The following is a 26,217-nucleotide window of genomic DNA, read 5'->3' as shown; positions in this document are numbered from 1 at the left end:
TTCAGCTCGTCGCTATGATTTCAGCAGCTGCGGACACACCGGATTCAGGCAGCTCTATTTGTTGCAGTGCTGCACGAAAGTCTTCCGCGCCCCCGTCATCCAGACAAACCTGGACCGTTCGTTCCAGCTTCATGAATTCCGCTTCTGTAATGGTTGCACAAAGATTGCGGTCAGATAGTGCTCTTGCGCGTCGTTCCTGATCGTCCAAATAAGGCGCAGACTGTGGGATAAGTATTGCGGGAATCTTGTGGTAGAGGATCTCGTGGACCGAATTGTACCCGGCGGCAGATATTACCAAGTCGGCGGATAGACATAGCTTTGTAGCCTCTAAAGTATTAACCACCTTTGAATTTTTCCAACCAAACGCGGCTGCCTGAACCGCGCTACCGGGCCAGGTTACGACCAGGTGAAGACAGTCTTTGCGGCACTCAAGCATTCCTGAGATTGCTTGCAGTTGAGCGGACCTGTCAGAGGCAACTCCCCCGCCTAACATGCTGACAATCAGCAGTTTAAAGTCGTGATCAAACTTTTCGGCCAGACGCGTCCGGAGGTTTTCGGAGGCCTCGGGCGATTGATCTACCTGGCGAAAAACTGGCCCTATGTTGTGAACATGTTCACCGTAACTGTAAGCGTCGTTAAGCTCCTCAAAAGCCTCTGACGGCACGATGACCCGGTCGAATATGCCCTCACGACGAAGCATGGTATGCCGGGACCGACCCTTGGGCCAAAGGCCACGGCGGATCCAGACTGCGGATAATCTGCGTTCCCGGATTACGCGATTGACGGAATCGAACACATAGCCACCGTCAAAAACGAACCGGTCGCCGTCTTGTAATGCGGCGTTCAGACGCCGGTAAGTCAGGATGTCATTCGCGTTGGAACTGTCGTTTACGTCTGATCGGGCGACCAGCGGTATACAGTCGATCCCCTCGCGTCGAACCATAGGAACACAACTTGGGAAGGCTGCGAACACCGGGGACATGTGTTTTGGCAAAGCCTTGGCGATCACAGTGCACCGCTGCGCATGTCCTAACCCAACTCCGTTAGTTGGCAAGAACAAGGTTCTCGGCGACGTCCGTTTGGGTGGTCGCGGTTTGGCGCTAAGCCCTGCGGCGGTCTCGAGCCGGGATATATCTACTGTCCGCAGCCACGGAGACTTTCGTGTTTGTTCAGCGATGTGTGGTGTATTCCCGATAATTTTGCCGATCAGGTATCCATCCAAAGCAAAAAGCGTCTTGGGTCCAAGTAACGCCGGCGCTCCGGAAGATATCAAAACCTCGTCTTCGGTGCAGTCGATCACGACGCCACCGGCTGCAATCACTTCAAGCGCAAGCTCGGCCATCCGGTCGCCTGCGATGCCATTCCCAAACATCGCGAGGATATCCGTTGAATTTGCGAGGGTTAGAGGCGAAAGATCAGTATAAAGAACTCTGGGGAGATCGTTGAATTTTGACGCCTTTAGGAACTCATTCTGCGCACCGCTCACAACCAGCTTAAAGCCATAGCTGCCCTGATTGCTCATCCGGGACAGACAGGACAACGTTTCAGAGTCGTCCAACTCCAAGGAACCCAACACGACGGTTACATTCGCCAATTCACCAATTGGCCGGGTGATCGGTCGGGTTTCAGTTACCAGGGGGCTGACAGCTGAAGGTGAAATAGAACGCGGCTGAAGGTCCGATAGATCAATGACCGTTGCTTCGCGCCCCAGTGCAAACGCGAGACGGGCTTTTGCACTAATGTAGCTTTGCTGAGTACTGAACCGGCCAGTTGCGATTACCGGAACATCCGTCCCAAGTTGCTTTTGTCGCAATGAGGCAAGCAGCCGGTCATCTACTTCTTCCGCGCCGAGGATAAACACGGCTTCCGCTTCGAGTTCCTCCGTATCAGCGAGAAGTGTTGCAGCCTCGTAGTGTCTTCCGCGCCCTGCATCCTCAGGAAAATAGGTTGCATCGATGCAAACATCGAAACCACGCTTTCTGAGTTTCAGAGCAAATATCAACTGTGCGTCAAAAGACCGAACTGAAAGTGTACCCGCCTCAACAAAAATCATGTCAGCGCCTCTCTGTCCGCGGTCAGAATGGCGCCCAATCGCTCTTTGAATTTTTGGCCCGAGTAGCGCTCAAGCAGCGGCTGTGCCTCGGCAACTTTCTCATGATACCGGTTGGGGGACGAAATCAGGTCAGAAATGATCCGGTCCACATCCCCGGGGCTACAGGGGATTACGGCATTTCCGAATGTCTTTGCGGTTTCCGGATCCGTCAAGACGACCTTGCCGGCTGCGATAGCCTCCGCAATTACGCGCCCGAAACTCTCTCGCCAAGTCGGCGCTGTAAAGTAGACAAAAAAATCTATCATCTCAAAAAAATCTTCCAGACTGATCGCGTCAAATGGAAACAAAGTCCAATGCGGACGAACGATGTTCGTGTCCATCAACGCGTTGGCACCAAGAATGACATTGGACTTCGCGTGTTTGGGAAAACACAAATCAAGATCGGCGACAGATGGAAACTTTTCGAAGCCAGGCCGCGAGTGTCGACCGCGTCGGTCCTTTGGCTTTTCACATGGTTCGTCCTTGTCACTGAAAAAGATGTTGAACCAGTCATCTTCCAGGACATTCCAATGGCGGGCCCTGCGAAATTTGGACAACCAGCCTGTAACAGTCTCACGGTTATACGACGAAATTGGCGCTAGCGTTTTCCTAAGTGCGAGGGTCGACAAGTCTATCTGATCCAGGCAGTTTGAAACGTCGAAGCCTTCTTCGCCGCCCGGACGCAAGAAGTTTTCGTGGGTTACAACGACTATTTCCTGCGCATAAATCTCTGCGCTCAAAGAGTTTTGAAACTTCAGGAAAGACGGATTGTGCAAGATAACAAAATCAGCGCATATCCGGGGGGCGTCCCAAACCATTGGAATACGAAGCTCGTCCAACACTCGCTGCAGCACCGGCGCGACATGCTGACTGCTGCCAAACATCTTGGAGGTCCTCGCATGCACCACCAGATCAGCGAACTCGGTGGCCACGCGCAGTTCGGCAGCGACTGCCATGGAAGTGCCACCTAAGAAGCGGGGCTCAATAACATACGCGATCTTCACTTTATTAGGATATCGAATGCTTTGAAATTGCGTCATGATTTCAGTGCTGGGAAGAAGTGGCAAGCGCAGCGCTGCCAACCTGTGAAACCTCTGCACTGTTTGTGGCATTGCCAGCAAAACCGTAATCCACCTGGCCCCGTGAAACGGTGTCAAAAAAACTGCGCAACTCAAGTGATAATTCGTCATCACCCAATAACAAGTCCGGGTTCTTTTGAAGATAATCCCACAAAGCCTGGATGTTATTCTCGGACAAAAACTGATCTATCGTCAGCAATTGCTCCAATGTAATTTCGGCACGCACATGCTGAGACGGTAGTAAGAACAATAGGGCAGTTACTATCGCAACAAGTTTAGAGTTAGGCATCTTAAACCCCGATCTCCGATTGTTAACCTACATCGTTTTTGCCTCTTACACCAGAAACTGGCCGGTATTCATTGGTTTGTCGCCGTTTTTAGTTTGCTTAAAACCTGCCTTTTCAGCTGATCGACTTGATCCGAAGCAGAAGCGCTGCGACGAACCTTTTTCACTTTGGATTTCGTAGCACTATTGCCGGCCAACCATAATTCCACGACGCCGTTTTGCGTCTTGGACTTAGAGCCCGTGAAATCGCGCAACAAAGCACCGGCATCTTCTGCAAGCGCCGTTGCCTGAGCGGCATCTTCCTTGTGATAGAACCTGACGTTGGATTGTTTAACGCCAAAGCCAACGCGCGCTGTTCCACTTAACTCATGACCTGCCGCTACGAGGTTATTGACCACTGAGTTCACTGTCCGTGCGCCAAGGCTGTTTGGTATAAACAGCTTAAATTCTGCGCCGCTGCTGCTGGCAATCACTTCCGCTGATTCAGTGTCCTCGCGAGGCTTTGCTGCGCCATCTGTCGTCTCAGACGAAGTTAAAGGTGGTTCCAAATTTTCTTGCAATCTGACCACTGATTTTGGCGACACTTCTTCTGTTCTTGGTATGGGGGCTTTTGAAAGCTCTCTTAGATCAATTCCTGTTCGATCATTTGAATCAGGCGCGTCCGGCGGACTTACCTTGCCTGGAATGACGAGGTTAAATTTCGGTAGATTATCAAGGCTTTTCAGTGCAAATTCTGTTTCGCTCGGCGCAGACCGAAACGCTACAGCTTGTTTCAGCGTTGAAGGTTGGTCTTCGGCATAGACCAATGAGACCAGCTCGACTGAAATCTCAGGAGCGCTTGAGCCTGGATCAGTCGCATTTGCGACAACAGCTTTCAAACTGTCGAAGATCGCAGAAACATCAGGCAAAATGATCGACGTTCTGAAATTTAACGACGCTTGCGCTAATTGATCGTGTGACCAAGCAGAATTCGGGAAGGCACTTTGTGGATTCTGTGTGGCGGGAGTTCCGGTTGGCCGCTTTGGCGTCTCAAGGGTCAGCAGATCCGGACGAAGCGAAGGAGCGACCGGTGGAAGCATTGCTTCGAACAGCTTGGGATCAGATGACATCTCCTTCATGGGGAGTGGAGCAGACGCGATTATGCTTGAGCTTTCATTCGTTGCAAAAATTTTTCCGAAGGAAGTCGCATTCGGTGACGCATCCGATTGTGTCAACGACCGAACCATCAGACGTGGCGGGAATTCTGGCCCCTTTATTTGCGAACTGGTTGATTGCGTAGAACTCTTTTCCGGCAGTGTAGTGGTCCTGGAAGTGTCCACATCCAAGTTGCTGGAAGCGAATGATTTTTCTCCACTATTTGATTCCCACCGGGCCAATACAAACATTGTCGAAAATGAAAATACGACACCAATTCCACACCCAATGGCTATTGAAGTAAATCGGCCTCTGTGCGGTTGTTGTTGTTTGGGCCAGCGGAAACTGAGCTTTCTGCGAATGTTTTCAGCGGCATCTTCGACCGGTTGGCCTGCACTTGAGGGCGAGCGAACACGACTCTCAAGTTCGACACTCGTTTCGTCGTCTTTGGCGGGAACATCCCCAACCGGAAACAAACGTTCAAGGCCACTGTTTCTTTCTGAACTTGCGCCATTTAAAGACGCGATACTGGGCGCAAGCTGTTGATGTCTTTTTTGACCGGATGCCGCTGAGCCTGTTTTCTTTTGGAGGACTTCAGGAGGCGCGGCAGTTGCTCTTCCAGCACCATTGCTGACTTGCTCACCACCACCAACGTCCGACTCACTTGGCGCATGCTTTTCGGCTTCAGCCGAGGCACGCGCAAGCACCGCCTGTCTTCGCCTGCGCGCTTCTTCCAGCCTGTCCCACAAGTGCTGTGGTCCGGATTCATTCACCCTTTTGGTTGAGTAATCCTTTCCCGATTGATCAGGTTTGCGGTCCGGATTTTCCTTGCGGCTCCGACCAAGTTCCGCAAGTTTTTTCTTCCGCTGTTTCCGCGCGTTTTCAATCTTCTGCTGCCATTCTTCTGACCGCAGAAAATCATGAATTTGTGACGCGTCATCACCGCTGTCACCAGCAACTTCAGGTAGCGTACTCGTGTCGCTAACCTTTGACATAAGCAACCCCCAAAACGGTCATTGCGCTATGCTCTACATTATTGAAACAAGAGCAAAAAAAAGACGTTGGGCACAGTCTCTAATTATCTAACAATACTCGAGAAGAGGTTATAAAAAATGCTGATCAAAGACAAGTGAGCAGCCGGGATGCGTCGCAAACTGCTTCGACGGATGGTTCCGGATCTCGGAGGACAGTTGAAAAATGCCAGCCTTATCCTGCTTGCCTGTCTGCGACCTTTAGGAACCGTGAACACGGGGCCATCGGTTTTGTTCGCCGCGGCACAATACGCGTCCGGTAGGTCGCCATGCTCACTACGCCGGATCGTTCTCAGAGCTGAGTGGATACCGCGTCAGTGTCCTGGATGTCGTAACTTGGTAGATATTTGGCTGAGCGTTTACAGTAGAAATGTCCAGGTTATCGTGAAACGACAGGCCCGCAGGTATCGCCCGTTTGCGTGGTCAGTCAGGGCACTAAGTTCACAAGCAATATGCTACGCGTTGCCTCGGTTTCGATCCTCGGGCCTTCAAGTGGTCCGGCGGGCCTGGAACAGGTTGATGGCAGCAGGGATGCGGATGCCATCATCTGTGGCGTACGTCGCGAAAGCTTCGGCGACTGCGGTCCGGATCGCTTCGATATCTTCGTCTGAGGCGCCAAAATGAGAAATGACCCGCGAGGCCGGGCCGACGCGCATACACAGTGCCGCAGTTTCCTCAAGCGTGTCCGGCCCGTGAAGGAACTGGGGTACGGTTTCACCGCGAACGTCGCACAGTCCGGCGCGCGACAACATACCTGTCACATGTTCGATATCGTGAAAGGCAAGGGGGCCGGGTGCATAGCGATCTACTTTTGGGGGTTGGCCAAGCTGATTTGTGGCCGCGATATGAGGCAGCTTGAACCAGGGGTTGTCCGACAATGGTCCCCATGCTGCAAACGTCATCTGCCCGCCGGGTTTCAGCGCATTTGCCATATTCGCGAAGGCGGCGACCGGGTCCTCGAAGAACATCACGCCAAAACGGGAAATCACCGCGTCCTGCGTCTCTTCGGAAAACCCAAAAGTCTGGGCGTCTGCGCATTCTACTTCAACCTGCGTCAGCCCCAGATCCAAGGAACGTTCGCGCGTGCGATGTGCGAAGGGTTGTGAGAAATCGGCAGCCAGAACGCGGCCATTCCGACCGACTTCTTGCGCCGAAGCAATTGTGCTGGCACCGGTTCCGCAACCGATATCCAACACCCGCATTCCCGGCTTCAGCGCTGCGCGTTCCAGCACAAGACCAAGTACTGGCGCAAGAAGATGGTCAAGCTGGTCCTCGTGGATCAACCATTTGGCCCCAAGAACCGATTTTCCCCAATACTCAGCTTGCTCCTCATTTGCTGTAGTCATGACGGCCCCCTGTCAATGGCCGGATTATGACCTCCGGCGGCGGCGCCGGCCAGATTTTTCGTCATCTCCGCCACCTGTGTTGAACGATGGCGATGGCAGGGTGACAACTTGCGCCAGCTCCGGGAACGGATCTGTTTTGTGCGGGATCGCGTTGGCGGCGACGAAATGATCCTGGAATTTCGGCTCGATAGCGGTTTCGATCTTGGTGATTTCGCGCACAACCCGTTCGATTTCGGACCGGGATGAGATGTTGCACAATGCTATGCGCGCGCCAGTCCCGGCGGCGTTACCTGCGCTGGAAACCTTTTCCAGCGGCGCATCCGGGATCATTCCCAATACCATCGCATGTTTGGTCGAGATATGCGCGCCAAAGGCTCCGGCCAGCACCACGCGGTCGACCTTGTCGACCTTCATTTCGTCCATCAAAAGGCGTGCACCGGCATAGAGCGCCGATTTCGCCAGTTGGATTGCCCGGATATCGCCCTGGGTTACAGTAATGCGCGGGCCGCCATCGGCACTGGCGTCGTGGATCAGGTACGAATGCGTCCGCCCCTCGGGGATGCAGCGCAGCGTGCCGGTCTGTTCGGCCGATCCGATCAGGCCGCCTTCGTCCAACAGTCCTGCCATGCGCATCTCGGCTACGGCCTCGATGATGCCGGAGCCGCAAATGCCGGTGATTCCGGTTGTGGCCACATCAAGATCGAAACCGTCTTCGTCGGACCATTTTTCCGATCCAATGATCCGAAAGCGCGGCTCCTTGGTGGCGGGATCGATTTCAATGCGTTCGATGGCGCCGGGGGCGGCGCGCTGGCCGGAACTGATCTGGGCACCCTCAAAAGCAGGACCTGTCGGCGACGAGCAGGCCAGCACACGGCTGGTATTGCCCAACAGGATTTCCGCGTTGGTGCCAACGTCGACGATCAGGACCAGATCTTCCGACTTGCCGGGTTCTTCGGACAAGGCAACCGCAGCGCAATCCGCGCCTACATGGCCTGCGATACAAGGCAGGATATAGACCTGCGCGCGCGGGTTCATGTTGGTCAGATCCATCTGGCGGGCGGGCAGGGACACGCTTTCGGATGTGGCCAGTGCGAACGGCGCCTGTCCCAGTTCGACCGGATCAAGGCCAAGCAGCAGGTGGTGCATGACCGGGTTGCAGACAAACACGGTTTCCACAATCAGGGCGGCGTCGATCCCGGCCTCGTCCGCGATCGAGGTAGTCAGGTCATTGATCGCCTCACGCACGGCTTTCGTCATCTCCCGATCGCCGCCGGGGTTCATCATCGAATAGGAAACCCGGCTCATCAGGTCTTCGCCAAAACGTATCTGAGGGTTCATCAGCCCCGAGGACGCCTTGACCTCGCCCGTTTCCAGATCGGTCAGGTGCGCAGCGATCGTGGTCGAACCCAGGTCGATGGCAAGGCCGTAAAGGCCGCTCTCGTGCAGACCCGGCCAGATTTCGACGATACGCGCGACTGTATCGTTGTGGCCCTTGTGGACGGCGACCGTGACTTCCCACTTTCCTTTGCGCAGCACTGGCTGAAGCTTGGACATCAGCGACAGGTCTGCCGTCACGGCGTCGATCTTCCACTGTTCACGGAGAGCCCGTTCCAACCGCTCCAGATCGCCGGTGGGCGAGTGCATGTCCGGTTCCTCGACCACCACGAAATACAGGCGCGTCGCTGGGTCCATTGTGATGGCGCGGGCAGCGGCTGCCTTGCGAACAACCTGACGGTGGACCTGGCTTTCGGGTGGGACATCAATCACCACATCGCCCTGGACCGATGCCTGGCACCCCAGACGGCGACCGGGTTTCAGGCCACGCTTGTCGTCATAGCGCTGCTCGACCGCGTTCCATTCGCTCAGCGCGCCGTCGGATACGGTGACGCCGTGCTTGGGAAACTCACCATAGCTGGGTGTGATCTGGCATTTGGAACAGATGCCACGCCCGCCGCAGACCGAATCGAGGTCCACACCCAACTGGCGGGCCGCTGTCAGGATCGGAGTGCCGACGGGGAAATGCCCGCGTTTGCCCGATGGGGTAAAGACGACAAGTGGGTCGGTGGTCATGGAAGGCCTGCCTTTTTGTATTCGCGCGTATGCCGGGCAAGATATGAGTTTGCGCGCAAAGGGAAAGGGCATTCAGCGGCACGTTTTGCGCAGCTTGCGTCGTTTTTTACCAGACCGCCCGCCAACCGGGGCAAACTATTGGCACGCGGGGCTTTCCCTTGGGCTGAATCCGTGCAATAGGGTCGCCGTCAAACGGGGTTTTGCATGGGGTTAGCAAATGCAGATTCGTGAGGCACTCACCTTTGACGATGTTCTTCTGGTTCCGGGGGCATCCAGTGTCCTTCCTGCGACGGCGGATACAACCACGCGTGTGACGCGCAACATCAGCATGAACATCCCATTGCTCAGTTCGGCCATGGACACCGTGACCGAGGCGCGTATGGCCATTGCAATGGCACAGGCGGGCGGAATTGGCGTCATTCACAAGAACCTGTCAGTCGAGGAACAGTCCCGCGAGGTTCGGCGTGTCAAACGGTTTGAATCCGGCATCGTGTACAACCCCGTAACCCTGCGGGCGGATCAGACGCTTGCGGACGCCAAGGCGTTGGTCCAGCGCTACAATTTCACCGGATTTCCGGTAGTCGATGGCGATGGCCGCGTTGTTGGTATCGTGACCAACCGCGACATGCGGTTTGCCACGTCCGAGGACACTCCGATTCACATGATGATGACATCGGACAATCTGGCCATGCTGAAAGAGCCTGCGGACCTGGAAGAGGCCAAGAGCCTTATGCGTGCGCGCCGGATCGAGAAGCTTCTGGTTGTTGATGGCAGTGGCAAGCTGACGGGCCTTCTGACACTGAAAGACACCGAGCAGGCCGTTCTGAACCCCACGGCGTGCAAGGATCATCTAGGCCGCCTGCGGGTTGCAGCCGCTACTTCGGTCGGAGATGCGGGTTTCGAGCGTTCCGGAGAGCTGATTGACTCGGGCGCGGACATCATCGTCGTAGATACGGCGCATGGGCATTCACAGGGCGTTCTTGATGCCGTAAAGCGCGTCAAGGCCCTGTCAAACGAAGTCCAGATTATCGCTGGAAATGTCGCGACAGGTGAGGCAACCAAGGCACTGATCGACGCGGGGGCCGATGCCATCAAGGTTGGGATCGGTCCGGGGTCGATCTGCACGACACGGATGGTCGCAGGGGTCGGCGTGCCGCAGTTGACGGCCATCATGGATTGTGCCGCCGCCGCTGGCGAGGTTCCGGTGATCGCAGATGGCGGTATCAAGTTTTCCGGCGATTTCGCAAAGGCGATTGCAGCCGGCGCATCCTGCGCCATGGTCGGTTCGATGATTGCAGGTACCGACGAAAGCCCCGGCGAGGTGATCCTTTATCAGGGACGCTCTTTCAAATCCTATCGGGGGATGGGCAGCCTTGGTGCAATGGCACGTGGTTCAGCCGACCGCTATTTCCAGAAGGATGCCGCCAATGACAAGCTGGTGCCTGAAGGGATTGAGGGGCAGGTGCCCTACAAAGGGTCGGCCAGCGCTGTTGTGCATCAGCTTGTGGGCGGGCTGCGTGCCGCAATGGGCTATACCGGATGTGCTTCGGTTGAAGAAATGCGCCGCAACTGCACCTTTGTAAAAATTACTGGCGCGGGGCTGAAGGAAAGCCACGTTCATGACGTCCAGATCACGCGTGAAAGCCCGAATTATCGCGTTATGTAATTGCGATGGTTCAACAAGTGGCGCCCTTTACCGGGCGCCGTTTTGGTTTTTGCGATGATCTGTTCCGACCATTCGTTTGACGACGGAGTTGCCTTATGACCCCTGCCGCCCGCATTCAGGCCGCCATCGAAATACTGGATGAGATTCTGGATGGCGCACCGGTCGAAAAAGCATTGACCGGATGGGCCCGGCGCTGCAGGTTTGCAGGCTCGAAAGATCGGGCAGGGGTGCGGGATCACGTGTTTGACGGCCTGCGCTGCAAGCGCTCGTTTTCGGCACTGGGCGGATCTGAAACCGGTCGGGGTCTGATGATCGGGTCGGCGCGTGCCAAGGGCGAGGATATCGCCGGGTTGTTTTCCGGTGCACGCCATGCACCTCCCCCTGTTGCCGAACACGAGACAAGCCGGGGTTTTTCCTCGAAAGCTGAGGAATTTGACATCCCGGAATGGCTTTGGCCAAGGTTCAGCGCGTCTTTGGGTGAGGATGCAATTCCTGCCGCCCACGCCCTGCAGTCCCGGGCCCCCGTTCAATTGCGTGTTAATCTGGTCAAGTCCGATGTGACTGAGGCTGTTCGAGTGCTTGAGTCGGACGACATCCTGACCAGACCGCACCCGGCCTGCGACACTGCGCTTGAGGTGATCGAGGGTGCCCGCAGAATCTCGCAAAACCGGGCATTTGCGTCCGGGATGGTCGAATTGCAGGATGCCGCGAGTCAGGCAGTCGCCGCATCGATCGACCTTGAACCCGGAATGCGCGTGCTGGACTATTGCGCAGGCGGCGGGGGAAAAGCACTGGCATTGGCGGCCCGGCCCGGAGTTCAGGTTTATGCCCATGATATCAATGAAGCCCGGATGCAGGATATTCCAACACGGGCAGAACGGGCAGGGGTCAACGTCGAGCGACTGTCCGCTGACGACATCCTGCGGCAAGCCCCATTTGACGTCGTCTTGGCGGACGCGCCATGTTCCGGCAGCGGATCTTGGCGCAGGGCACCGGCTGGAAAATGGGCGTTGACCGAAGCAAAGTTGCAGGATCTTTGCGTCATTCAAGCACAAATACTCGAGCAGATTTCACAACTGGCCCATTCAGGCGGGCTGCTGGCTTATGCGACGTGTTCTATGCTTGTCGACGAAAACGAGGCAATTGTGAACGCGTTTCAGACAATGCACCCGGATTGGCGCCTAGCGTTTCAGAAGTCATGGCAGGTGACACACGGAACGGATGGGTTTTTTACGGCACACTTGACGCGACAAGAAACGGAGCATTAACAACCTAAACGAGAGAGTCCTGCATTGATGTTATGTTAAGCGGGAATTAACCGTATTGGGTCCGTCATACTCGGTATCCAACATTCCGAGTCGTTTATGTCTGACACCACTGAGTTTTTTCCTGATCCTTCCGTTCGTCACACACCTTCCGTATCGCGCCTGTTGGCGCTGGCCTTGGTTGCGCTGGGATTGTGCTTTGCACCGTTTCTAAACGCGATTCCGTCTGAATGGTCGATTGGGTTGATTGTTGTTGGCGGATCTTTGGCGGCTGCTGGAAGTATTGTCTTATTTCGCGGGCAGTTGGCGGACAGGTGCGCAAGAAACGCAAAATCCGTTATGGCGGCGTTTGTTGAAAATGACTTGTCCCCATGTCTGATCGCGGACAGTCAGGGTAATATTCAGATCATCAACCAGGCAGCCGTCAGGCGGTTTGGTGCAACGCAGGGGCAGCGTCTCGACCATTGTCTGCGATCTGTCTTTGCCAACCCCGCAGCACTCTTGTTGCGGCTGCAATCGAAGGTCGCCCAAAATGGCCGTGCGCGCGAGGATGCCGTGACGCTGGGTTCGACCATCCCTGTCAGCGTTTTTGGCTTTGGCAATGGGTTGTACTGTTGGCGGTTCGGATTGGACGAAAGTTCGCGTTGGGAAGGTTTGGATATTCCAGTTCTGACGGAAGGTAGAAACGGATCCGTTCTGCAAGCCAATAGCGCTGCGCAGGCACTGTTGGGGGGACAACCCGAAACGTTGGATCAGGCCATTGCCGGTGACGTTCCCGAGCCGGGCAGCATTCTGCAGATCAAGACAGGTGAGGGCGCTGTCCCTGGAACGTTTGTTCAGGTTTCGCGATCGGGTATGGTGCGCGATCTTGCCCTTTTGCCGCTGAAAATCGCGCCCAAAAGCCGGACCCGGATGACATTCTCGGATTTGCCTGTGCCGGTTCTTTGTCTCTCTCCTGACGGATGCATTCTTGAAGCCAACATATTGGCCAACAAACTGATCGGAGATATTGAGCCCGGTGTGACCAATGTCGTCGCAATCATGCAGGGGCTGGGGCAGCCGGTTCCCGATTGGCTGTCACGCACGGTCGCCGGTGAGGATGGCCCGCGTTCCGAGTTCCTGAAACTGACGCGGAAGGACAAGGATATCTTTATCCAGGTTACACTTAGCCGTGTCCTGCATGAAGGGCAGGTTTGCCTGATTGCGGTTCTGAACGACGCGACCGAACTGAAGACGCTTGAAGCCCAGTTTGTGCAGGGGCAAAAAATGCAGGCGGTCGGACAATTGGCCGGTGGCGTTGCGCATGATTTCAACAACCTTCTGACGGCGATCTCGGGTCACTGTGACTTGCTGTTACTGAGGCACGATCAGAATGATCCGAACTACGGTGATCTTGTTCAGATCAACCAGAACGCCAATCGCGCTGCGGCGCTTGTCAGCCAGTTGTTGGCATTTTCCCGCAAACAAACCCTCAGACCCGAAGCGTTGGATCTGCGCGACACGATTTCCGATCTCATCCATCTTCTGAACCGTCTTGTCGGGGAAAAAATCCGATTGACGCTCAGCCATGATCCGGTGCTCAAGCCAGTTCGGGCGGACAAGCGGCAGCTTGAGCAGGTGTTTATGAACCTGGTTGTCAATGCGCGGGACGCGATGCCTGAAGGCGGGGAAATTCGAATTGAAACCGAGGTCATCGAGATGGCCCAGCCGCTTAGGCGGGACCGGGCGACCGTTCCGCCGGGCGAGTATGTGACGGTCAAGGTGATCGACAGCGGTGTCGGAATTGCAGCGGACAAGCTGCAAAAGGTTTTTGAGCCGTTTTACACAACCAAAAGAACTGGCGAAGGCACCGGGTTGGGCCTGTCGACTGTTTATGGAATCGTAAAACAGACCGGCGGCTTCATCTTTGTCGACAGTGCCCAGGGCTTCGGAACCGAGTTCACTGTAATTCTGCCGGTTTCGGTGGCCCCGGCTGAGCCAGCGCCGGCGCAGCAGGATAGTCGGATTCCGCAAAATGCAAAACAGGGTGACGGTGTTGTCTTGCTGGTCGAGGACGAAGCGCCCGTTCGCGCTTTTGCCACGCGCGCATTGAGGTTGAAGGGGTACAAGGTGCTTGAAGCGGATTCCGGCGAAGAGGCTTTGCGCCTGCTCGAAGATTCCACTCTGAAAGTCGACGCATTCGTAACTGATGTCGTCATGCCGGGGTTGGACGGGCCGACATGGGTGCGCAAAGCGATGGAAACCCGGCCCGATGTCAGCGTGATCTTCATGTCAGGTTATACCGAAGGCGCGTTCAGCGGTTCAGGTCCCGAAATCGCCAGATCGACCTTCCTGCCCAAGCCGTTTTCGTTGAATCAGTTGACTGAAGCGGTCTTCCAGCAACTGAATTGAACGACTTAGAGCGCGGAGTCATGCAGGGCGAACTCGGCGCCATGTATGTTGCGGAACGTCTGTTCGGTTTCTTCTGACAGGGCCAGGTCGCCAGGAGGAGACACATTCTCCCACTGCAGATCAATTTTGACGTTCAGACGGTCCTGAAGAAAGTCCAGAATTTTGTCCTGATGCTCGTATTTGAAAACGTGACGTGCGCCGAAACCATTGCTGCGGGTGCGAAAGAACTGGCTTTGACTGCCGACATCCGCAAACTCAGGTCGCGGGGTCTGCATGTAGGCTTGAACGAATTCATCAAAAGTCAGGCCACGTGTTGAGTGCGGGTGACTAACGCGATCCTGGCGGCTGCGAAACCTGTACCAACTGCCCAGCCAATCTACGGGTTCGCGTACAACGGCCATGATTTCCATCTCGGTATCGAACACTTTGCGGAAAATGTGCTGAAAAAAGCGATCGTAGCGGCGAACGGGCGCATGCTTGAGTTCAGGCGGGCCAGTGACGACGATATCCGCATGATCCCGCAGCGCGGTGTGATAGGCGGTGCTGCCGGTTTTGGGGACAGACAAAAAAGCCAGTCGTTCTTTATAAAAAACAAGCATTTACCCGCACCCTTCCTGCATTCGGACTTGGTGCAGATTGGCGTAAACGGATCTTTAACACAATTCCAGAACAGTGAGTTACATAAGTTTTTGTTGAAATGTTCTGCTTTTGGTCCCATAAGGAACAAGAGGCGAACAAAGCAGCGATTGCCGCCCGTTCAAGGGTGTGACAAAAGGGAAAGCGACAGGACAATGGCGGATCTTCTGACGATGAGCGACAAGAAAAACGCAGACAAGCAAAAGGCGCTGGACAGCGCCCTGGCCCAGATCGAACGCCAGTTCGGCAAGGGGTCGATCATGAAGCTAGGCGAAGACGCCAGGCAGGACATCGAAGCAAGCTCAACCGGATCGCTGGGATTGGACATCGCGTTGGGTATTGGCGGTCTTCCGATGGGCCGGATCGTGGAAATCTACGGCCCGGAAAGCTCGGGCAAGACCACGCTGACCCTTCACTGCATTGCCGAACAGCAAAAGCGCGGTGGTGTCTGTGCGTTTGTGGATGCCGAACACGCGCTGGATCCGCAATATGCCCGTAAGCTGGGCGTCGACCTTGATGAACTACTGATCTCGCAGCCTGACACCGGCGAGCAGGCGCTTGAGATTACCGATACGCTGGTACGATCAGGGGCCGTGAACATGGTTGTCGTCGATTCGGTTGCGGCACTGACGCCGAAGTCGGAACTCGAAGGCGACATGGGCGACAGCAGTGTCGGCGTGCAGGCCCGTCTGATGAGCCAGGCAATGCGTAAACTGACCGGCTCGATCAGTCGTTCGAAGTGCATGGTGATCTTCATCAACCAGATCCGGATGAAGATCGGCGTCATGTTTGGCAGCCCGGAAACCACCACTGGTGGTAACGCGCTGAAATTCTACAGCTCGGTCCGTCTGGATATTCGCCGTATTGGCGCGATCAAGGATCGGGATGAAGTGGTTGGCAACCAGACCCGCGTCAAGGTCGTGAAGAACAAGGTGGCGCCGCCCTTCAAGCAGGTTGAATTCGACATCATGTATGGCGAAGGCATCAGCAAGATGGGTGAGTTGCTGGACCTCGGCGTCAAAGCCGGTGTGGTCGAGAAGTCGGGTTCGTGGTTCAGCTATGGCGACGAACGGATCGGGCAGGGTCGGGAAAACGCCAAGCAGTTCCTGCGTGACAACGCCCGCGTGGCGCTGGATATCGAGGACAAGATACGCGCGGCTCACGGTCTGGATTTCGAAATGCCCCCCAATGCGGACGAGGATGATATTCTCGAAGCGTAATCGTCGCGCCGAAGCGAACGACAGAAATCCCACGGTTCCTTTCAGAAGGATCTAGAAAGCACGGAACAGGGCGGTCCTCCGGGGTCGTCTTGTTTCGTTCCGCCAAACCAATGCTGTGGACACTGCGAGGGCACGGGGCTAAACCTTCGCAGACCAAGATGATTGCGCGCTGAGAGAGCCTTATGCCCACGCTGAACGATATCCGATCCACCTTCCTGAACTACTTTGCAAAACAGGGGCACGAAGTGGTGGCATCCAGCCCGCTGGTCCCACGCAACGACCCGACACTGATGTTTGTCAACTCGGGCATGGTGCAGTTCAAAAACCTGTTTACCGGAGTTGAAACTCGCGATTATCAGCGTGCCACTACTGCGCAGAAATGTGTGCGTGCGGGCGGCAAGCACAACGATCTGGACAATGTGGGATACACCGCGCGGCATCACACGTTCTTTGAGATGCTTGGGAACTTTTCATTCGGCGATTACTTCAAGAATGATGCAATCCCGTTTGCGTGGGAGTTGATCACCAAGGAATTTGGGATCGACAAAAGCCGTTTGCTGACAACGGTGTATCACACCGATGATGAGGCGTTCGAAATCTGGAAAAAGGTCGGTGTGCCCGAAGACCGGATAATCCGCATCGCAACCAATGACAACTTCTGGCAGATGGGGCCGACTGGCCCGTGCGGCCCGTGCACCGAGATTTTCTATGATCATGGTGATCATATCTGGGGCGGTCCTCCGGGTTCGGCCGAGGAAGATGGAGACCGGTTCATCGAAATCTGGAACATCGTTTTCATGCAGAACGAACAGTTCGAAGACGGTTCGATGGTTGAACTCGACATGCAGTCGATCGACACCGGCATGGGGCTGGAACGGATTGGTGCGCTTATGCAGGGCAGCCACGACAACTATGACACCGACTTGTTCAAGACGCTGATCGAAGCGTCCGCGGAGGCAACCGGCGTGGATCCGTACGGTGACCAGAACGTGCATCACCGCGTTATCGCGGATCACCTGCGGTCAACCTCGTTCCTGATTGCCGATGGCGTAATGCCTTCAAACGACGGGCGTGGTTATGTTCTTCGTCGAATTATGCGCCGGGCCATGCGGCATGCCCATCTGCTGGGTGCCAAGGACCCGGTTATGCACCGCCTTGTGCCTACGCTGGTCCAACTGATGGGCGCGCAATACACCGAACTGGGGCAGGCGCAATCGCTGATCGAGGAATCTTTGCTGCTTGAAGAAACCCGTTTCAAGCAAACCCTGGACCGCGGATTGAAGTTGCTGGACGACGAGATGTCCGGACTGCCTGAGGGCGCGCCGCTGCCCGGCGATGCCGCGTTCAAACTTTATGACACCTATGGCTTTCCACTTGACCTGACGCAGGACGCGCTGCGCGAAAAGGGTCGGACAGTCGATACCGACGGTTTCGATGCGGCCATGGCCGAACAGAAGGCCAAGGCGCGCGCCGCCTGGGCCGGGTCCGGAGAATCGGCGGATCAGGCTGTGTGGTTCGATGTTCTCGATGCTGCCGGGGCTACGGATTTTCTGGGATACGACACCGAAAAGGCCGAAGGTCAGATCGCCGCGCTGATTGTTGATGGTTCTTTGGTCGAAAAAATCGGGCAGGGCGGCAGCGGCTGGGTCGTTGTGAACCAGACGCCGTTCTATGGCGAAGCCGGTGGTCAGATCGGCGACACAGGCGAAATTCGCCGTCTGGAGGACCGTGATGATGTGGCGTTTGTCGAAGACACCAGAAAATTCGCCGACGGCAAAGTCTACGCCCACAAGGTGACCGTGGATCAAGGTACGCTTTCCAAGGGCGACGCAGTCGAACTTGAGGTCGATCACGTCCGCCGCACGGCAATTCGCGCGAACCATTCGGCCACGCACCTGCTGCATGAGGCTTTGCGCGAAACGCTGGGCGATCATGTGGCGCAGCGCGGCTCGCTCAACGCAGCGGATCGGCTGCGGTTCGACTTCAGCCATTCCAAGGCTCTGACACTGGAAGAGGTTAAGAAAGTCGAACGAGAGGTGAATGATTTCATTCGCCAGAACTCGGCCGTCGAAACTCGGATCATGACGCCCGACGATGCGCGCGAACTTGGCGCGCAGGCATTGTTCGGCGAAAAATATGGCGATGAAGTCCGCGTGGTGTCGATGGGCAAGGCGCCGACTGGCAAAGGCAGCGACGGGGAAACCTGGTCGATCGAACTGTGTGGCGGAACGCATGTCCGCCAGACTGGGGACATCGGCACATTCGTTGTGCTTGGTGACAGTGCCAGTAGTGCGGGTGTACGCCGGATCGAAGCCCTGACCGGGGATGAAGCGTTCCGATATCTGTCGGCACAGGATCACCGCGTCGCCCTGATCGCGTTGGAACTGAAGGCTCAGCCTGACGATGTTGTGGGGCGTGTGAAGTCCCTGCTGGATGAACGAAAGTCCTTGCAAAATGAGGTCGCTCAGTTGCGCCGTGATCTTGCCATGGCTGGTCCGTCGACCGGCGGTGGCGCAGAGGCCAAGCAGGTGAACGGCGTCAAATTCCTGGCTCAGGCCTTGAGCGGTGTTTCCGGGAAAGATCTTCCGTCGCTGATCGACGAACACAAAAGCCGCCTCGGGTCAGGGGCGGTGCTGCTGATCGCCGACGCCGGCGGCAAGGCGGCCGTCGCGGCAGGTGTCACGCCAGATCTGACGGATCGAGTCTCCGCAGTCGACTTGGTGCGGGCTGCCGTGGCTGAACTGGGCGGAAAGGGCGGCGGTGGCCGTCCGGATATGGCGCAGGGCGGAGGCAAGGACGCCTCGAATTCGGATGCGGCGATCAAGGCTGCGGAACAGGTATTGGGAGGATAAAATGGCTGCACTCTGGATTGCGCACGTAACAGTGACTGATGCCGAGGCATATGGAAAATACGCCGAGTTGGCCGGGCCAGCCATCGCGAAGCACGGGGGTGAGTTTATTGCCCGTGCTGCGCGTTACGTTCAACTGGAAGGCAAAGAGCGTCCTCGCAATGTTGTCGCCCGCTTCCCGTCACTAGAAGCAGCGGTCGAGTGCTACAACTCGGACGACTACCAGCAAGCGCTGAATCATGCCCGTGAGGCGAGCGAGCGCGAGCTGGTTGTGGTTGAAATCACTGAGTAACTGTCAGTTTACAAAGCTCGTCTTGTAGATTTCTCTAGGATACGGCGACAGATCGGCAATCTTTAGCCTATGTCACAATCCATTTTAAAAGCGCGGCCCGCCTATATGGGTCGCGCTATTTTTATTTAACAATAACAATATCTTAATCATATGGGATCGCACAGTCTTGAAGGTTTCGCGCCGTAATTGTGACCGCGCCATCTAATTTCTAGCGCGAAAAAGCCAGATTGAAGATCGAATTTTCGCCCTTTTTTCCGTCCAATTTTTTAAAGTGATTGCCCAAGCTGGGATGTTCGCAGGTCGTTTCGCAAGACGGAGTGCGGCCCTGTTTAATGCGTGATCGTGCAAAAAACACAGGATTGGGGTGTAGGAATGTCACTATTTATTACACTTGCGAAGCGCTTCCGCACCAGAGTTTTCCCAATATCGGCGGGCGTCACGACCGTTTGCATCTTGAGTATCTGCACGTTTTTCGCGGCCCCGACAGCACACGCATCCGAGGGCGGCTTTATTCCAAGTGTCGCATCTTCACCGCCACCTTCCGGCGCCATCAATCTTTGCAGTCAATATAATTGGGCCTGTGTAGGAAAACGTTCTGTATCCATGTCCAGTCAACAGGAATTGAAGGTTGTGGAGCAGGTTAATCGGCGCGTGAATAACTCGACCCGCGAAGTTACCGATCAGTCCCAGTATAACACCCGAGAGAGATGGGCACTGCCAACGGCAAGAGGCGGTGATTGCGAAGACTTCGCCTTGCTAAAGAAAAGAGATTTGATCCACGCAGGGGTAGATCCAAGCAAACTGTTAATCGCTACAGTATTGGACAGACGTCGGGGGCCGCATGCAGTTCTGGTTTATCGTTCAGCCAATGGCGATTTGGTATTGGACAACCTCACAAACCGGATCAAGCACTGGACAGCGACGCGGTACCTGTTTCTTCGCATGCAGGACCCAAAACGACCTAGCCACTGGGTGGGTGTTTACGGTCATAGCTGAGCCCAACGCACCGTATTTGAGTTGCTGAGACACGTTGCATGGGTGCAAACTCTTTGCACCCATGTTTTTCAGGCAGATTTCAGAACACGAAGAGATTCGTGTGCGCTGCTAACTGAGCTATCTAGGATCAAACCCGGACGTCTGACCGCAACTTCCGTGGTTCCTCACGTTGGTTCTTCTTCACCGCCTGGTTCTTCACCGCCCGGCTCCTCGCCACCTGGTTCTTCACCACCCGGCTCCTCGCCACCTGGTTCTTCACCACCCGGCTCCTCACCACCTGGCTGTTCACCACCGGGCTGCTCGCCACCTGGCTGCTCGCCACCTGGCTGCTCGCCACCTGGCTGCTCACCACCGGGCTGTTCGCCACCTGGCTGTTCACCACCGGGAGTTCCTCCTCCTGTGGTTTCTGGACCACCACTTGGACCGGTCGCCTCAACTTCGCCGCCCGAGTTTTCTCCGCCGGGAGTACCGGTATCGCGGTTCTCATCTGGGTGACCGTCTCCGGATCTTTGATTTGAGTTTCCGGTAGACGCTGTTGGAAAATCCGTAAGCAGTGCAGCCAGAGGTGCACACTCAGCGCCAAGTCGTGCCAGGATCTTGTCGAAATCGGCGCGACGTTGGACATAACGTATCATTCTACTCGTAACCGCATCACATTCGCACAAGACTTGAGATGATGCGCCGGACTGGCGCGCAGTTTTTACGTCGCACACACCGGCAGCGAAAGACTTGTCAGCCGAAACAACGAAGAAAGCAGTCGCCACGAGGTAAATCGGAAAGTTGCGGGACAGGGTTCCCATTTTGCACTCCTTGGTACTTTTTACTCAACCATGCCGATCATATGCACCGTCTCATTCAAGACGTGTATGAAGAGCATCACACAATTGACGCAAATACACCTTGATAAAAACCAAACCACAAGATGTAGTTTGGGCGAGTGGTTGCGAATTAATACAATTTAAGGGTGAGATATTATTCTTTTCAAAGGAAACCGGGCAATCTGCCCAGGTTTCCGCTTTTTAGTTTTAATCTTTATTGGAAGCAAATATGCCACACAATCGCCATTGTTTCCGAGGCGGACATGTGCAGCCTGCAGTTGATCAGGCTGATTTTGCCATACGTTTACGCTCATGCGGGTCCAGAAAACGCTTACGCAGGCGGACCGCGTTGGGAGTGACTTCGACCAATTCGTCATCGTCGATATAGGCAATCGCCTCTTCCAGAGAAAACTGTACATGCGGCGTCAGACGCACGGCGTCGTCCGAACCGCTGGCACGCACGTTGGTCAGCTTCTTGCCTTTCAAAGGGTTCACTTCCAGATCGTTGTCGCGCGAATGTTCACCGATCACCATGCCCTGATACACGTCGGTCTGAGGGGCAACGAACATGCGGCCACGCTCTTCAAGGTTCCACAGCGCATAGGCGACCGCCTGGCCGTTTTCCATCGAGATCAGAACACCGGCACGCCGACCGGGGATAGGGCCTTTGTGTGCCGCCCAACCATGGAAGACGCGGTTCAGAACGCCGGTTCCACGCGTGTCGGTCAGGAATTCGCCATGATACCCGATGAGACCACGAGAGGGGACGTGAGCAATGATGCGGGTTTTGCCCGCACCAGCAGGGCGCATCTCGACCAGTTCACCTTTACGTGCACCTGTTACCTTTTCGATTACGGCTCCGGAGTATTCGTCATCCACATCAATGGTGACTTCTTCAACCGGCTCCAGCCGTTGCCCGTTTTCCTCACGGAAAAGAACCTGCGGGCGTGAGATGCTGAGTTCGAACCCTTCACGTCGCATGTTCTCAATCAGAACGCCCATCTGCAATTCGCCGCGGCCTGCGACCTCGAATGCTTCGCCGCCGGGCGTGTCGGTGACGCGAATGGCAACGTTGGACTCGGCTTCTTTCATAAGACGGTCCCGGATCACCCGAGACTGGACCTTTTTCCCGTCGCGTCCGGCAAGCGGAGAATCGTTGATCCCGAAGGTCACTGTGATGGTCGGCGGGTCGATCGGTTGCGCGGGCAGGGCATCGTCAACCTGAGGCGACACCAGCGAGTCCGCCACGGTGGCCTTGCTCATACCTGCGATGGTGACAATGTCGCCGGCTTCGGCCACATCGATCGGCTGCTGGCTCAGGCCGCGGAAGGCGAGAATTTTGGACGCGCGGAAGTTCTCGATCAATTTACCGTCCCGGCTGAGCGCCTTGAGGCTGTCGCCTGCCTTCAGCGTGCCACTTTCCACGCGACCGGTCAGGATGCGGCCGATGAAGGGGTCGCTGCCCAATGTGGTGGCGAGCATGCGGAAGGGCTCGTTTTTCTTCTCTGCCTGCTTTGGGGCAGGGACGTGATCGACAATTAGGTCGAACAGGGCGGTCAGGTCCTTGCGCGGCCCGTCCAGTTCCATGTCGGCCCAGCCCGAACGGCCCGAGGCATACATGGCCGGGAAATCCAGCTGGTCATCGTCGGCGCCAAGGTTGGCAAACAGGTCGAAGCATTCATCCAGAGCCCGGTCGGGTTCTGCATCCGGCTTATCAACCTTGTTCAGAACCACAATGGGACGCAGTCCCAGCGCCAGCGCCTTGGAAGTCACGAACTTGGTCTGCGGCATGGGTCCTTCGGCAGCGTCAACCAGCAGGACAACGCCATCCACCATGCTGAGGATACGCTCAACCTCGCCACCGAAATCGGCGTGGCCGGGGGTGTCGACGATGTTGATGCGCGTACCTTTCCATTCGACCGAGGTTGCTTTGGCCAGAATGGTGATGCCACGTTCGCGTTCCAGATCGTTGCTGTCCATGGCGCGTTCGGCTACGGCCTGGTTTTCCCGGAAAGCACCGGATTGTTTGAGCAGCTCATCCACCAGGGTCGTCTTGCCGTGGTCAACGTGAGCGATGATTGCGATATTGCGCAGGTCCATGAGAGGTCAGCCTTTGAACTGGAAGTTGTCGCGCGCATAACGCGGCGCGACAAAATATACCAGCCCTAACGCGCGTTCAGTGGCCTGCGGTCTTGGAAAACAGATGAATGATCAGGATTCCGGATAGAATAAAGGTCAATCCGATCACGGCTGGCCAGTCCAGCCTTTGGCCGAACACCACGAAGCCAATGATGGCGATCAAAAATATTCCAAGCCCAGACCAGATTGCGTAAACGACGCCAACCGGCATGAATTTCAGTGTCAGTGCCATGAAGTAAAAGGCGAACCCATAGCCCACAACAACCAGAACCGACGGCCAGAAGCGTGTAAACTGCTGGCTGGCCTGCAATGCTGTGGTTCCGATCGTCTCGGACAAAACGGCTACAAGAAGGAAGAGATAGGCTTTGGGCAATGGAAAACTCTCACAACGAATGTTCAGGTGTGCTTGAGCATAAAAACCTGTCAAACGGCAAGAATTTTCTGTCATGCGGGGCAACGACAGTAGACGTCGAAAGGCGACCAAAGGTCAGGATTACCAGACTATTTGCAGAAGTCTGAATGTGATAGGTCAGCTTTTGTTTTAAGTTTAGTAGTTTGAAGAGTTTGTCATGACGAATTTTGCAAGAACCGTCATTATTTTATCGGTGTTGGTAGCGGCGCTAGGGTGGCTTGCAGACGGGGGGTCCGTCGACAATGATGCAGCCCAGGTTGTTGAACGGTTAAAGGGTACACAGGTTTAAGTGTCCGCGAAACGCCAGAAAAAGGGGCTTTTGCCCCTTTTTCTTTTTGATGCGCCCTTATCCGGCCGTAACTTCGAAAAACTCGGCAATTCTGGGTCTGAGCCAGCCCCACAGCCGCGGAGCCCCGCGTTGAATGGGAACGCCCACCCGCTTTTCGATTTGCCCAAAAGTGACGTTGTAGTCGGCCCAGGTGCCGCCTTGGGTTTCCAGGTTTCCGATCGGTGCCTGAAACCGGTCAACCGCCTTTGCGAACTGGGCGTCCGGGCTCTGCGCCGCTTCAAATTCTCGCCACAATGACTGGAACGTATCCCGTTGTGTTGCTGGCAAAAGTCCGAACAGACGTTCGGCTGCGGCTTCTTCCTCGGCGGCCTGCGCGGCGTGATCGACCTGTCCGTGGATTGGGTGATCACCGGCGTCAATTTCGACGATGTCATGCAGCAACAGCATGCGCAGAACCCGATCGATTGAAACAGATGGATCCGAGTATTCCGACAGGACCCAGGCATAGAGCATGATGTGCCAGGAATGCTCGGCCGAGTTTTCGAACCTCGGATCATATAAAAGACGCGACGCGCGGTAGACAGTTTTCAACTGATCCGTTTCGGCCAGAAACGGCAGTCGGTCCCAGAAAGGATCGGTTTGTTGCAGGTCTGCGCCATCCAGCATTGCCCGGGACCGTCGGTACGCAAACGGAAATGCGGTTTCGAGATAGGCAGCGCGTCCACCATCCAGATTGTCCTGCACAACGGTCAGGTGTTCGGGATCAGGATTTGGTGCGCAAAGCACCTGAAACATCGGCTGGCACCGATCAAGGATTTTGGCGAAACGGGCATCAGGTGTCGCATCGGCCTCGAACTCCGCCCAAAGGGACAGGAACTCCGAGGCCTGATCGAACGGTAGCAAGCCAAAAAGCGTTTCGGCGGCAGCCCGTTCTGCCTGCTCCACTGCTGACCAATCTGTCGCCAGATGGATCGGATGATCGCCAACGATGATTTCGACCAGATCGTGCAGCAGAAGCATTCGGATGACGCGATCAATATCGACATCATCCTCAGCCAAGGGCGCCATCACCAAAGCCCACAACGCCAGATGCCAGCTGTGTTCCGCTGAGTTTTCGTGCCGGGACTGATCCAGCAGTGTATTTGCCCGATCAACTGATTTCAGCCTGTCCGCTTGTTTCAGAAACGCGATCTGTGCGGACAGTCTGTCAGTCATTGTTTTTCAATAGCCTTGAGTTTCGAGCGATGTGCGGACAGGTGTTTGACCAGGAATTGCCGCGCCTTGCGCTCGGCCATACGGACCCGGATTTCAGTCAGGAACGCCTCTTCCAATGATTGGGAAGCCGCCGCAAGAACCTCGCCAACTTCCACAAAGAACCGGTCATTGCCGGTTTCATCCATAACCTTCAACGTATCTTCGGCCAGCCTTGCCGCCAGAGTGCCGATGGTGTCCGACATCAGCGGGTGTTCTCGGTCAGGCGGCGCTTTACGTAGTCGGTTGTGGTATCGATCAGCGTATCCATATGGCGGTCCTGGAAGAAGTGGTCTGCGCCTTCCACCTCGGTATGCGTGATGGTGATACCTTTTTGTTCGTGCAGCTTGCTGACAAGCGAAGTGGTATCGGCCGGCGGTGCGACCCTGTCCGAGGTGCCGTTGATGATCAGGCCCGAAGACGGGCAGGGCGCCAGGAATGAAAAGTCATACATGTTTGCCGGGGGCGACACGCTGATGAAACCGGTGATTTCCGGGCGACGCATCAGCAGTTGCATTCCGATCCATGCGCCGAATGAAAACCCAGCAACCCAGCAATGCTTGGAGTTGTTGTTCATCGATTGCAGGTAATCCAGCGCGGATGCCGCATCGCTCAGTTCACCCACGCCCTGATCGTATTCACCCTGGCTGCGGCCCACGCCGCGGAAATTGAACCGCAACACGGTGAAGCCCATGTTATAGAACGCGTAATGCAGGTTGTAGACCACCTTGTTGTTCATGGTCCCGCCAAATTGAGGATGCGGGTGCAACACGATGGCGATCGGTGCGTCTTTTTCCTTTTGCGGGTGGTAGCGGCCTTCCAGGCGGCCTTCTGGTCCGGGAAAGATCACCTCGGGCATATGTGCTTTAGTCCTGTCTTTGTACTACTGGCGGCCGGAAATACTTGACGGTTATCGTCGGACACCTTAGAACGGTTCTAATTACGTTGCATTGCG

20 protein-coding genes are annotated in these 26,217 nt (G+C 55.7%); 7 read left to right on the top strand and 13 right to left on the bottom strand.

Annotated elements, in window-relative coordinates; translation table 11 throughout:
• Position 1: 1 nt before the first annotated feature.
• From ACR0J2_RS02710 to ACR0J2_RS02685, 6 genes are all read right to left on the bottom strand, one after another.
• Positions 2-2,053, bottom strand: coding sequence for a glycosyltransferase (locus tag ACR0J2_RS02710; RefSeq protein ID WP_480811593.1), 2,052 nt, complete (start codon positions 2,051-2,053; stop codon positions 2-4).
• Positions 2,050-3,174, bottom strand: coding sequence for a glycosyltransferase family protein (locus ACR0J2_RS02705; RefSeq protein ID WP_170815623.1), 1,125 nt, complete (start codon positions 3,172-3,174; stop codon positions 2,050-2,052). The genes ACR0J2_RS02710 and ACR0J2_RS02705 overlap by 4 nt, the downstream gene beginning before the upstream one ends.
• Positions 3,137-3,460: a hypothetical protein gene (locus tag ACR0J2_RS02700; protein ID WP_170614980.1), complete on the bottom strand. Its 324-nt coding sequence runs from the start codon at positions 3,458-3,460 to the stop codon at positions 3,137-3,139. Before ACR0J2_RS02700 ends, ACR0J2_RS02705 begins: the two co-directional genes overlap by 38 nt.
• Before the next feature lie 68 nt (positions 3,461-3,528).
• Positions 3,529-5,586, bottom strand: coding sequence for a hypothetical protein (locus ACR0J2_RS02695; RefSeq protein WP_480811592.1), 2,058 nt, complete (start codon positions 5,584-5,586; stop codon positions 3,529-3,531).
• A 524-nt stretch (positions 5,587-6,110) separates the two neighbouring features.
• Positions 6,111-6,968, bottom strand: coding sequence for a methyltransferase domain-containing protein (locus ACR0J2_RS02690; RefSeq protein WP_480811591.1), 858 nt, complete (start codon positions 6,966-6,968; stop codon positions 6,111-6,113).
• Positions 6,969-6,992: 24 nt separating this feature from the next.
• Positions 6,993-9,038, bottom strand: a complete 2,046-nt coding sequence (locus ACR0J2_RS02685; protein WP_480811590.1) for an ASKHA domain-containing protein — start codon at positions 9,036-9,038, stop codon at positions 6,993-6,995.
• Positions 9,039-9,255: 217 nt separating this feature from the next.
• Here ACR0J2_RS02685 and guaB point away from each other — a divergent pair, with 217 nt between their 5' ends.
• From guaB to ACR0J2_RS02670, 3 genes are all read left to right on the top strand, one after another.
• Entirely contained in the window at positions 9,256-10,704 is a 1,449-nt protein-coding gene (gene guaB, locus ACR0J2_RS02680) for an IMP dehydrogenase (RefSeq protein WP_170614984.1), read from the top strand.
• 95 nt (positions 10,705-10,799) lie between these two features.
• Positions 10,800-11,972, top strand: a complete 1,173-nt coding sequence (locus ACR0J2_RS02675; RefSeq protein WP_480811589.1) for an RsmB/NOP family class I SAM-dependent RNA methyltransferase — start codon at positions 10,800-10,802, stop codon at positions 11,970-11,972.
• 96 nt (positions 11,973-12,068) lie between these two features.
• A complete protein-coding gene (locus tag ACR0J2_RS02670; protein WP_480811588.1) occupies positions 12,069-14,360 on the top strand; it encodes an ATP-binding protein in 2,292 nt (763 codons plus the stop codon).
• Between the two features lie 5 nt (positions 14,361-14,365).
• Here the strand turns inward: ACR0J2_RS02670 and ACR0J2_RS02665 are convergent, their stop codons facing one another.
• Positions 14,366-14,959 (bottom strand): sulfotransferase family 2 domain-containing protein, encoded by a 594-nt coding sequence (locus ACR0J2_RS02665; RefSeq protein WP_480811587.1) that lies wholly within the window; start codon positions 14,957-14,959, stop codon positions 14,366-14,368.
• A 192-nt stretch (positions 14,960-15,151) separates the two neighbouring features.
• Between ACR0J2_RS02665 and recA the strand changes: the two genes are divergently transcribed.
• The 4 genes from recA to ACR0J2_RS02645 all read left to right on the top strand — a co-directional run bounded on the left by recA (position 15,152) and on the right by ACR0J2_RS02645 (position 20,353).
• Positions 15,152-16,216, top strand: coding sequence for a recombinase RecA (gene recA, locus ACR0J2_RS02660; RefSeq protein WP_170614988.1), 1,065 nt, complete (start codon positions 15,152-15,154; stop codon positions 16,214-16,216).
• A 182-nt stretch (positions 16,217-16,398) separates the two neighbouring features.
• A complete protein-coding gene (gene alaS / locus ACR0J2_RS02655; RefSeq protein ID WP_480811586.1) occupies positions 16,399-19,068 on the top strand; it encodes an alanine--tRNA ligase in 2,670 nt (889 codons plus the stop codon).
• A 1-nt stretch (position 19,069) separates the two neighbouring features.
• The gene (locus ACR0J2_RS02650; protein WP_170805679.1) at positions 19,070-19,357 is read left to right on the top strand and encodes a DUF1330 domain-containing protein; all 288 of its coding nucleotides are present in this window, start codon (positions 19,070-19,072) and stop codon (positions 19,355-19,357) included.
• A 372-nt stretch (positions 19,358-19,729) separates the two neighbouring features.
• The gene (locus ACR0J2_RS02645) at positions 19,730-20,353 is read left to right on the top strand and encodes a transglutaminase-like cysteine peptidase (protein WP_480811585.1); all 624 of its coding nucleotides are present in this window, start codon (positions 19,730-19,732) and stop codon (positions 20,351-20,353) included.
• Positions 20,354-20,517: 164 nt separating this feature from the next.
• Here ACR0J2_RS02645 and ACR0J2_RS02640 read toward each other — a convergent pair whose 3' ends face one another.
• From ACR0J2_RS02640 to ACR0J2_RS02615, 6 genes are all read right to left on the bottom strand, one after another.
• Positions 20,518-20,988, bottom strand: coding sequence for a hypothetical protein (locus ACR0J2_RS02640; RefSeq protein WP_480811584.1), 471 nt, complete (start codon positions 20,986-20,988; stop codon positions 20,518-20,520).
• Positions 20,989-21,453: 465 nt separating this feature from the next.
• Positions 21,454-23,271, bottom strand: coding sequence for a translational GTPase TypA (gene typA, locus ACR0J2_RS02635; RefSeq protein WP_480811583.1), 1,818 nt, complete (start codon positions 23,269-23,271; stop codon positions 21,454-21,456).
• Between the two features lie 76 nt (positions 23,272-23,347).
• Positions 23,348-23,683: a DMT family transporter gene (locus tag ACR0J2_RS02630; RefSeq protein WP_321252898.1), complete on the bottom strand. Its 336-nt coding sequence runs from the start codon at positions 23,681-23,683 to the stop codon at positions 23,348-23,350.
• A 385-nt stretch (positions 23,684-24,068) separates the two neighbouring features.
• A complete protein-coding gene (locus ACR0J2_RS02625) occupies positions 24,069-25,226 on the bottom strand; it encodes an HD domain-containing protein (protein WP_480811582.1) in 1,158 nt (385 codons plus the stop codon).
• A complete protein-coding gene (locus ACR0J2_RS02620; RefSeq protein WP_170614995.1) occupies positions 25,223-25,468 on the bottom strand; it encodes a hypothetical protein in 246 nt (81 codons plus the stop codon). Before ACR0J2_RS02620 ends, ACR0J2_RS02625 begins: the two co-directional genes overlap by 4 nt.
• Positions 25,468-26,121, bottom strand: a complete 654-nt coding sequence (locus tag ACR0J2_RS02615) for an alpha/beta hydrolase (RefSeq protein ID WP_170614996.1) — start codon at positions 26,119-26,121, stop codon at positions 25,468-25,470. Before ACR0J2_RS02615 ends, ACR0J2_RS02620 begins: the two co-directional genes overlap by 1 nt.
• Between the last annotated feature and the right edge of the window lie 96 nt (positions 26,122-26,217).

The organism is Ruegeria sp. CG4 (assembly GCF_056537185.1).
This window is presented reverse-complemented; position numbering and strand designations above follow the sequence as displayed.

Coding starts and splice junctions, on each gene's coding strand:
- ACR0J2_RS02675 (WP_480811589.1), top strand. CDS start 10,800: ATGACCCCTGCCGCCCGCATTCAGGCCGCCATCGAAATACTGGATGAG.
- ACR0J2_RS02625 (WP_480811582.1), bottom strand. CDS start 25,226: ATGACTGACAGACTGTCCGCACAGATCGCGTTTCTGAAACAAGCGGAC.
- ACR0J2_RS02645 (WP_480811585.1), top strand. CDS start 19,730: ATGTCACTATTTATTACACTTGCGAAGCGCTTCCGCACCAGAGTTTTC.
- ACR0J2_RS02650 (WP_170805679.1), top strand. CDS start 19,070: ATGGCTGCACTCTGGATTGCGCACGTAACAGTGACTGATGCCGAGGCA.
- ACR0J2_RS02685 (WP_480811590.1), bottom strand. CDS start 9,038: ATGACCACCGACCCACTTGTCGTCTTTACCCCATCGGGCAAACGCGGG.
- ACR0J2_RS02665 (WP_480811587.1), bottom strand. CDS start 14,959: ATGCTTGTTTTTTATAAAGAACGACTGGCTTTTTTGTCTGTCCCCAAA.
- ACR0J2_RS02690 (WP_480811591.1), bottom strand. CDS start 6,968: ATGACTACAGCAAATGAGGAGCAAGCTGAGTATTGGGGAAAATCGGTT.
- ACR0J2_RS02700 (WP_170614980.1), bottom strand. CDS start 3,460: ATGCCTAACTCTAAACTTGTTGCGATAGTAACTGCCCTATTGTTCTTA.
- recA (WP_170614988.1), top strand. CDS start 15,152: ATGGCGGATCTTCTGACGATGAGCGACAAGAAAAACGCAGACAAGCAA.
- ACR0J2_RS02615 (WP_170614996.1), bottom strand. CDS start 26,121: ATGCCCGAGGTGATCTTTCCCGGACCAGAAGGCCGCCTGGAAGGCCGC.
- alaS (WP_480811586.1), top strand. CDS start 16,399: ATGCCCACGCTGAACGATATCCGATCCACCTTCCTGAACTACTTTGCA.
- ACR0J2_RS02710 (WP_480811593.1), bottom strand. CDS start 2,053: ATGATTTTTGTTGAGGCGGGTACACTTTCAGTTCGGTCTTTTGACGCA.
- ACR0J2_RS02695 (WP_480811592.1), bottom strand. CDS start 5,586: ATGTCAAAGGTTAGCGACACGAGTACGCTACCTGAAGTTGCTGGTGAC.
- ACR0J2_RS02620 (WP_170614995.1), bottom strand. CDS start 25,468: ATGTCGGACACCATCGGCACTCTGGCGGCAAGGCTGGCCGAAGATACG.
- typA (WP_480811583.1), bottom strand. CDS start 23,271: ATGGACCTGCGCAATATCGCAATCATCGCTCACGTTGACCACGGCAAG.
- guaB (WP_170614984.1), top strand. CDS start 9,256: ATGCAGATTCGTGAGGCACTCACCTTTGACGATGTTCTTCTGGTTCCG.
- ACR0J2_RS02670 (WP_480811588.1), top strand. CDS start 12,069: ATGTCTGACACCACTGAGTTTTTTCCTGATCCTTCCGTTCGTCACACA.
- ACR0J2_RS02640 (WP_480811584.1), bottom strand. CDS start 20,988: ATGATACGTTATGTCCAACGTCGCGCCGATTTCGACAAGATCCTGGCA.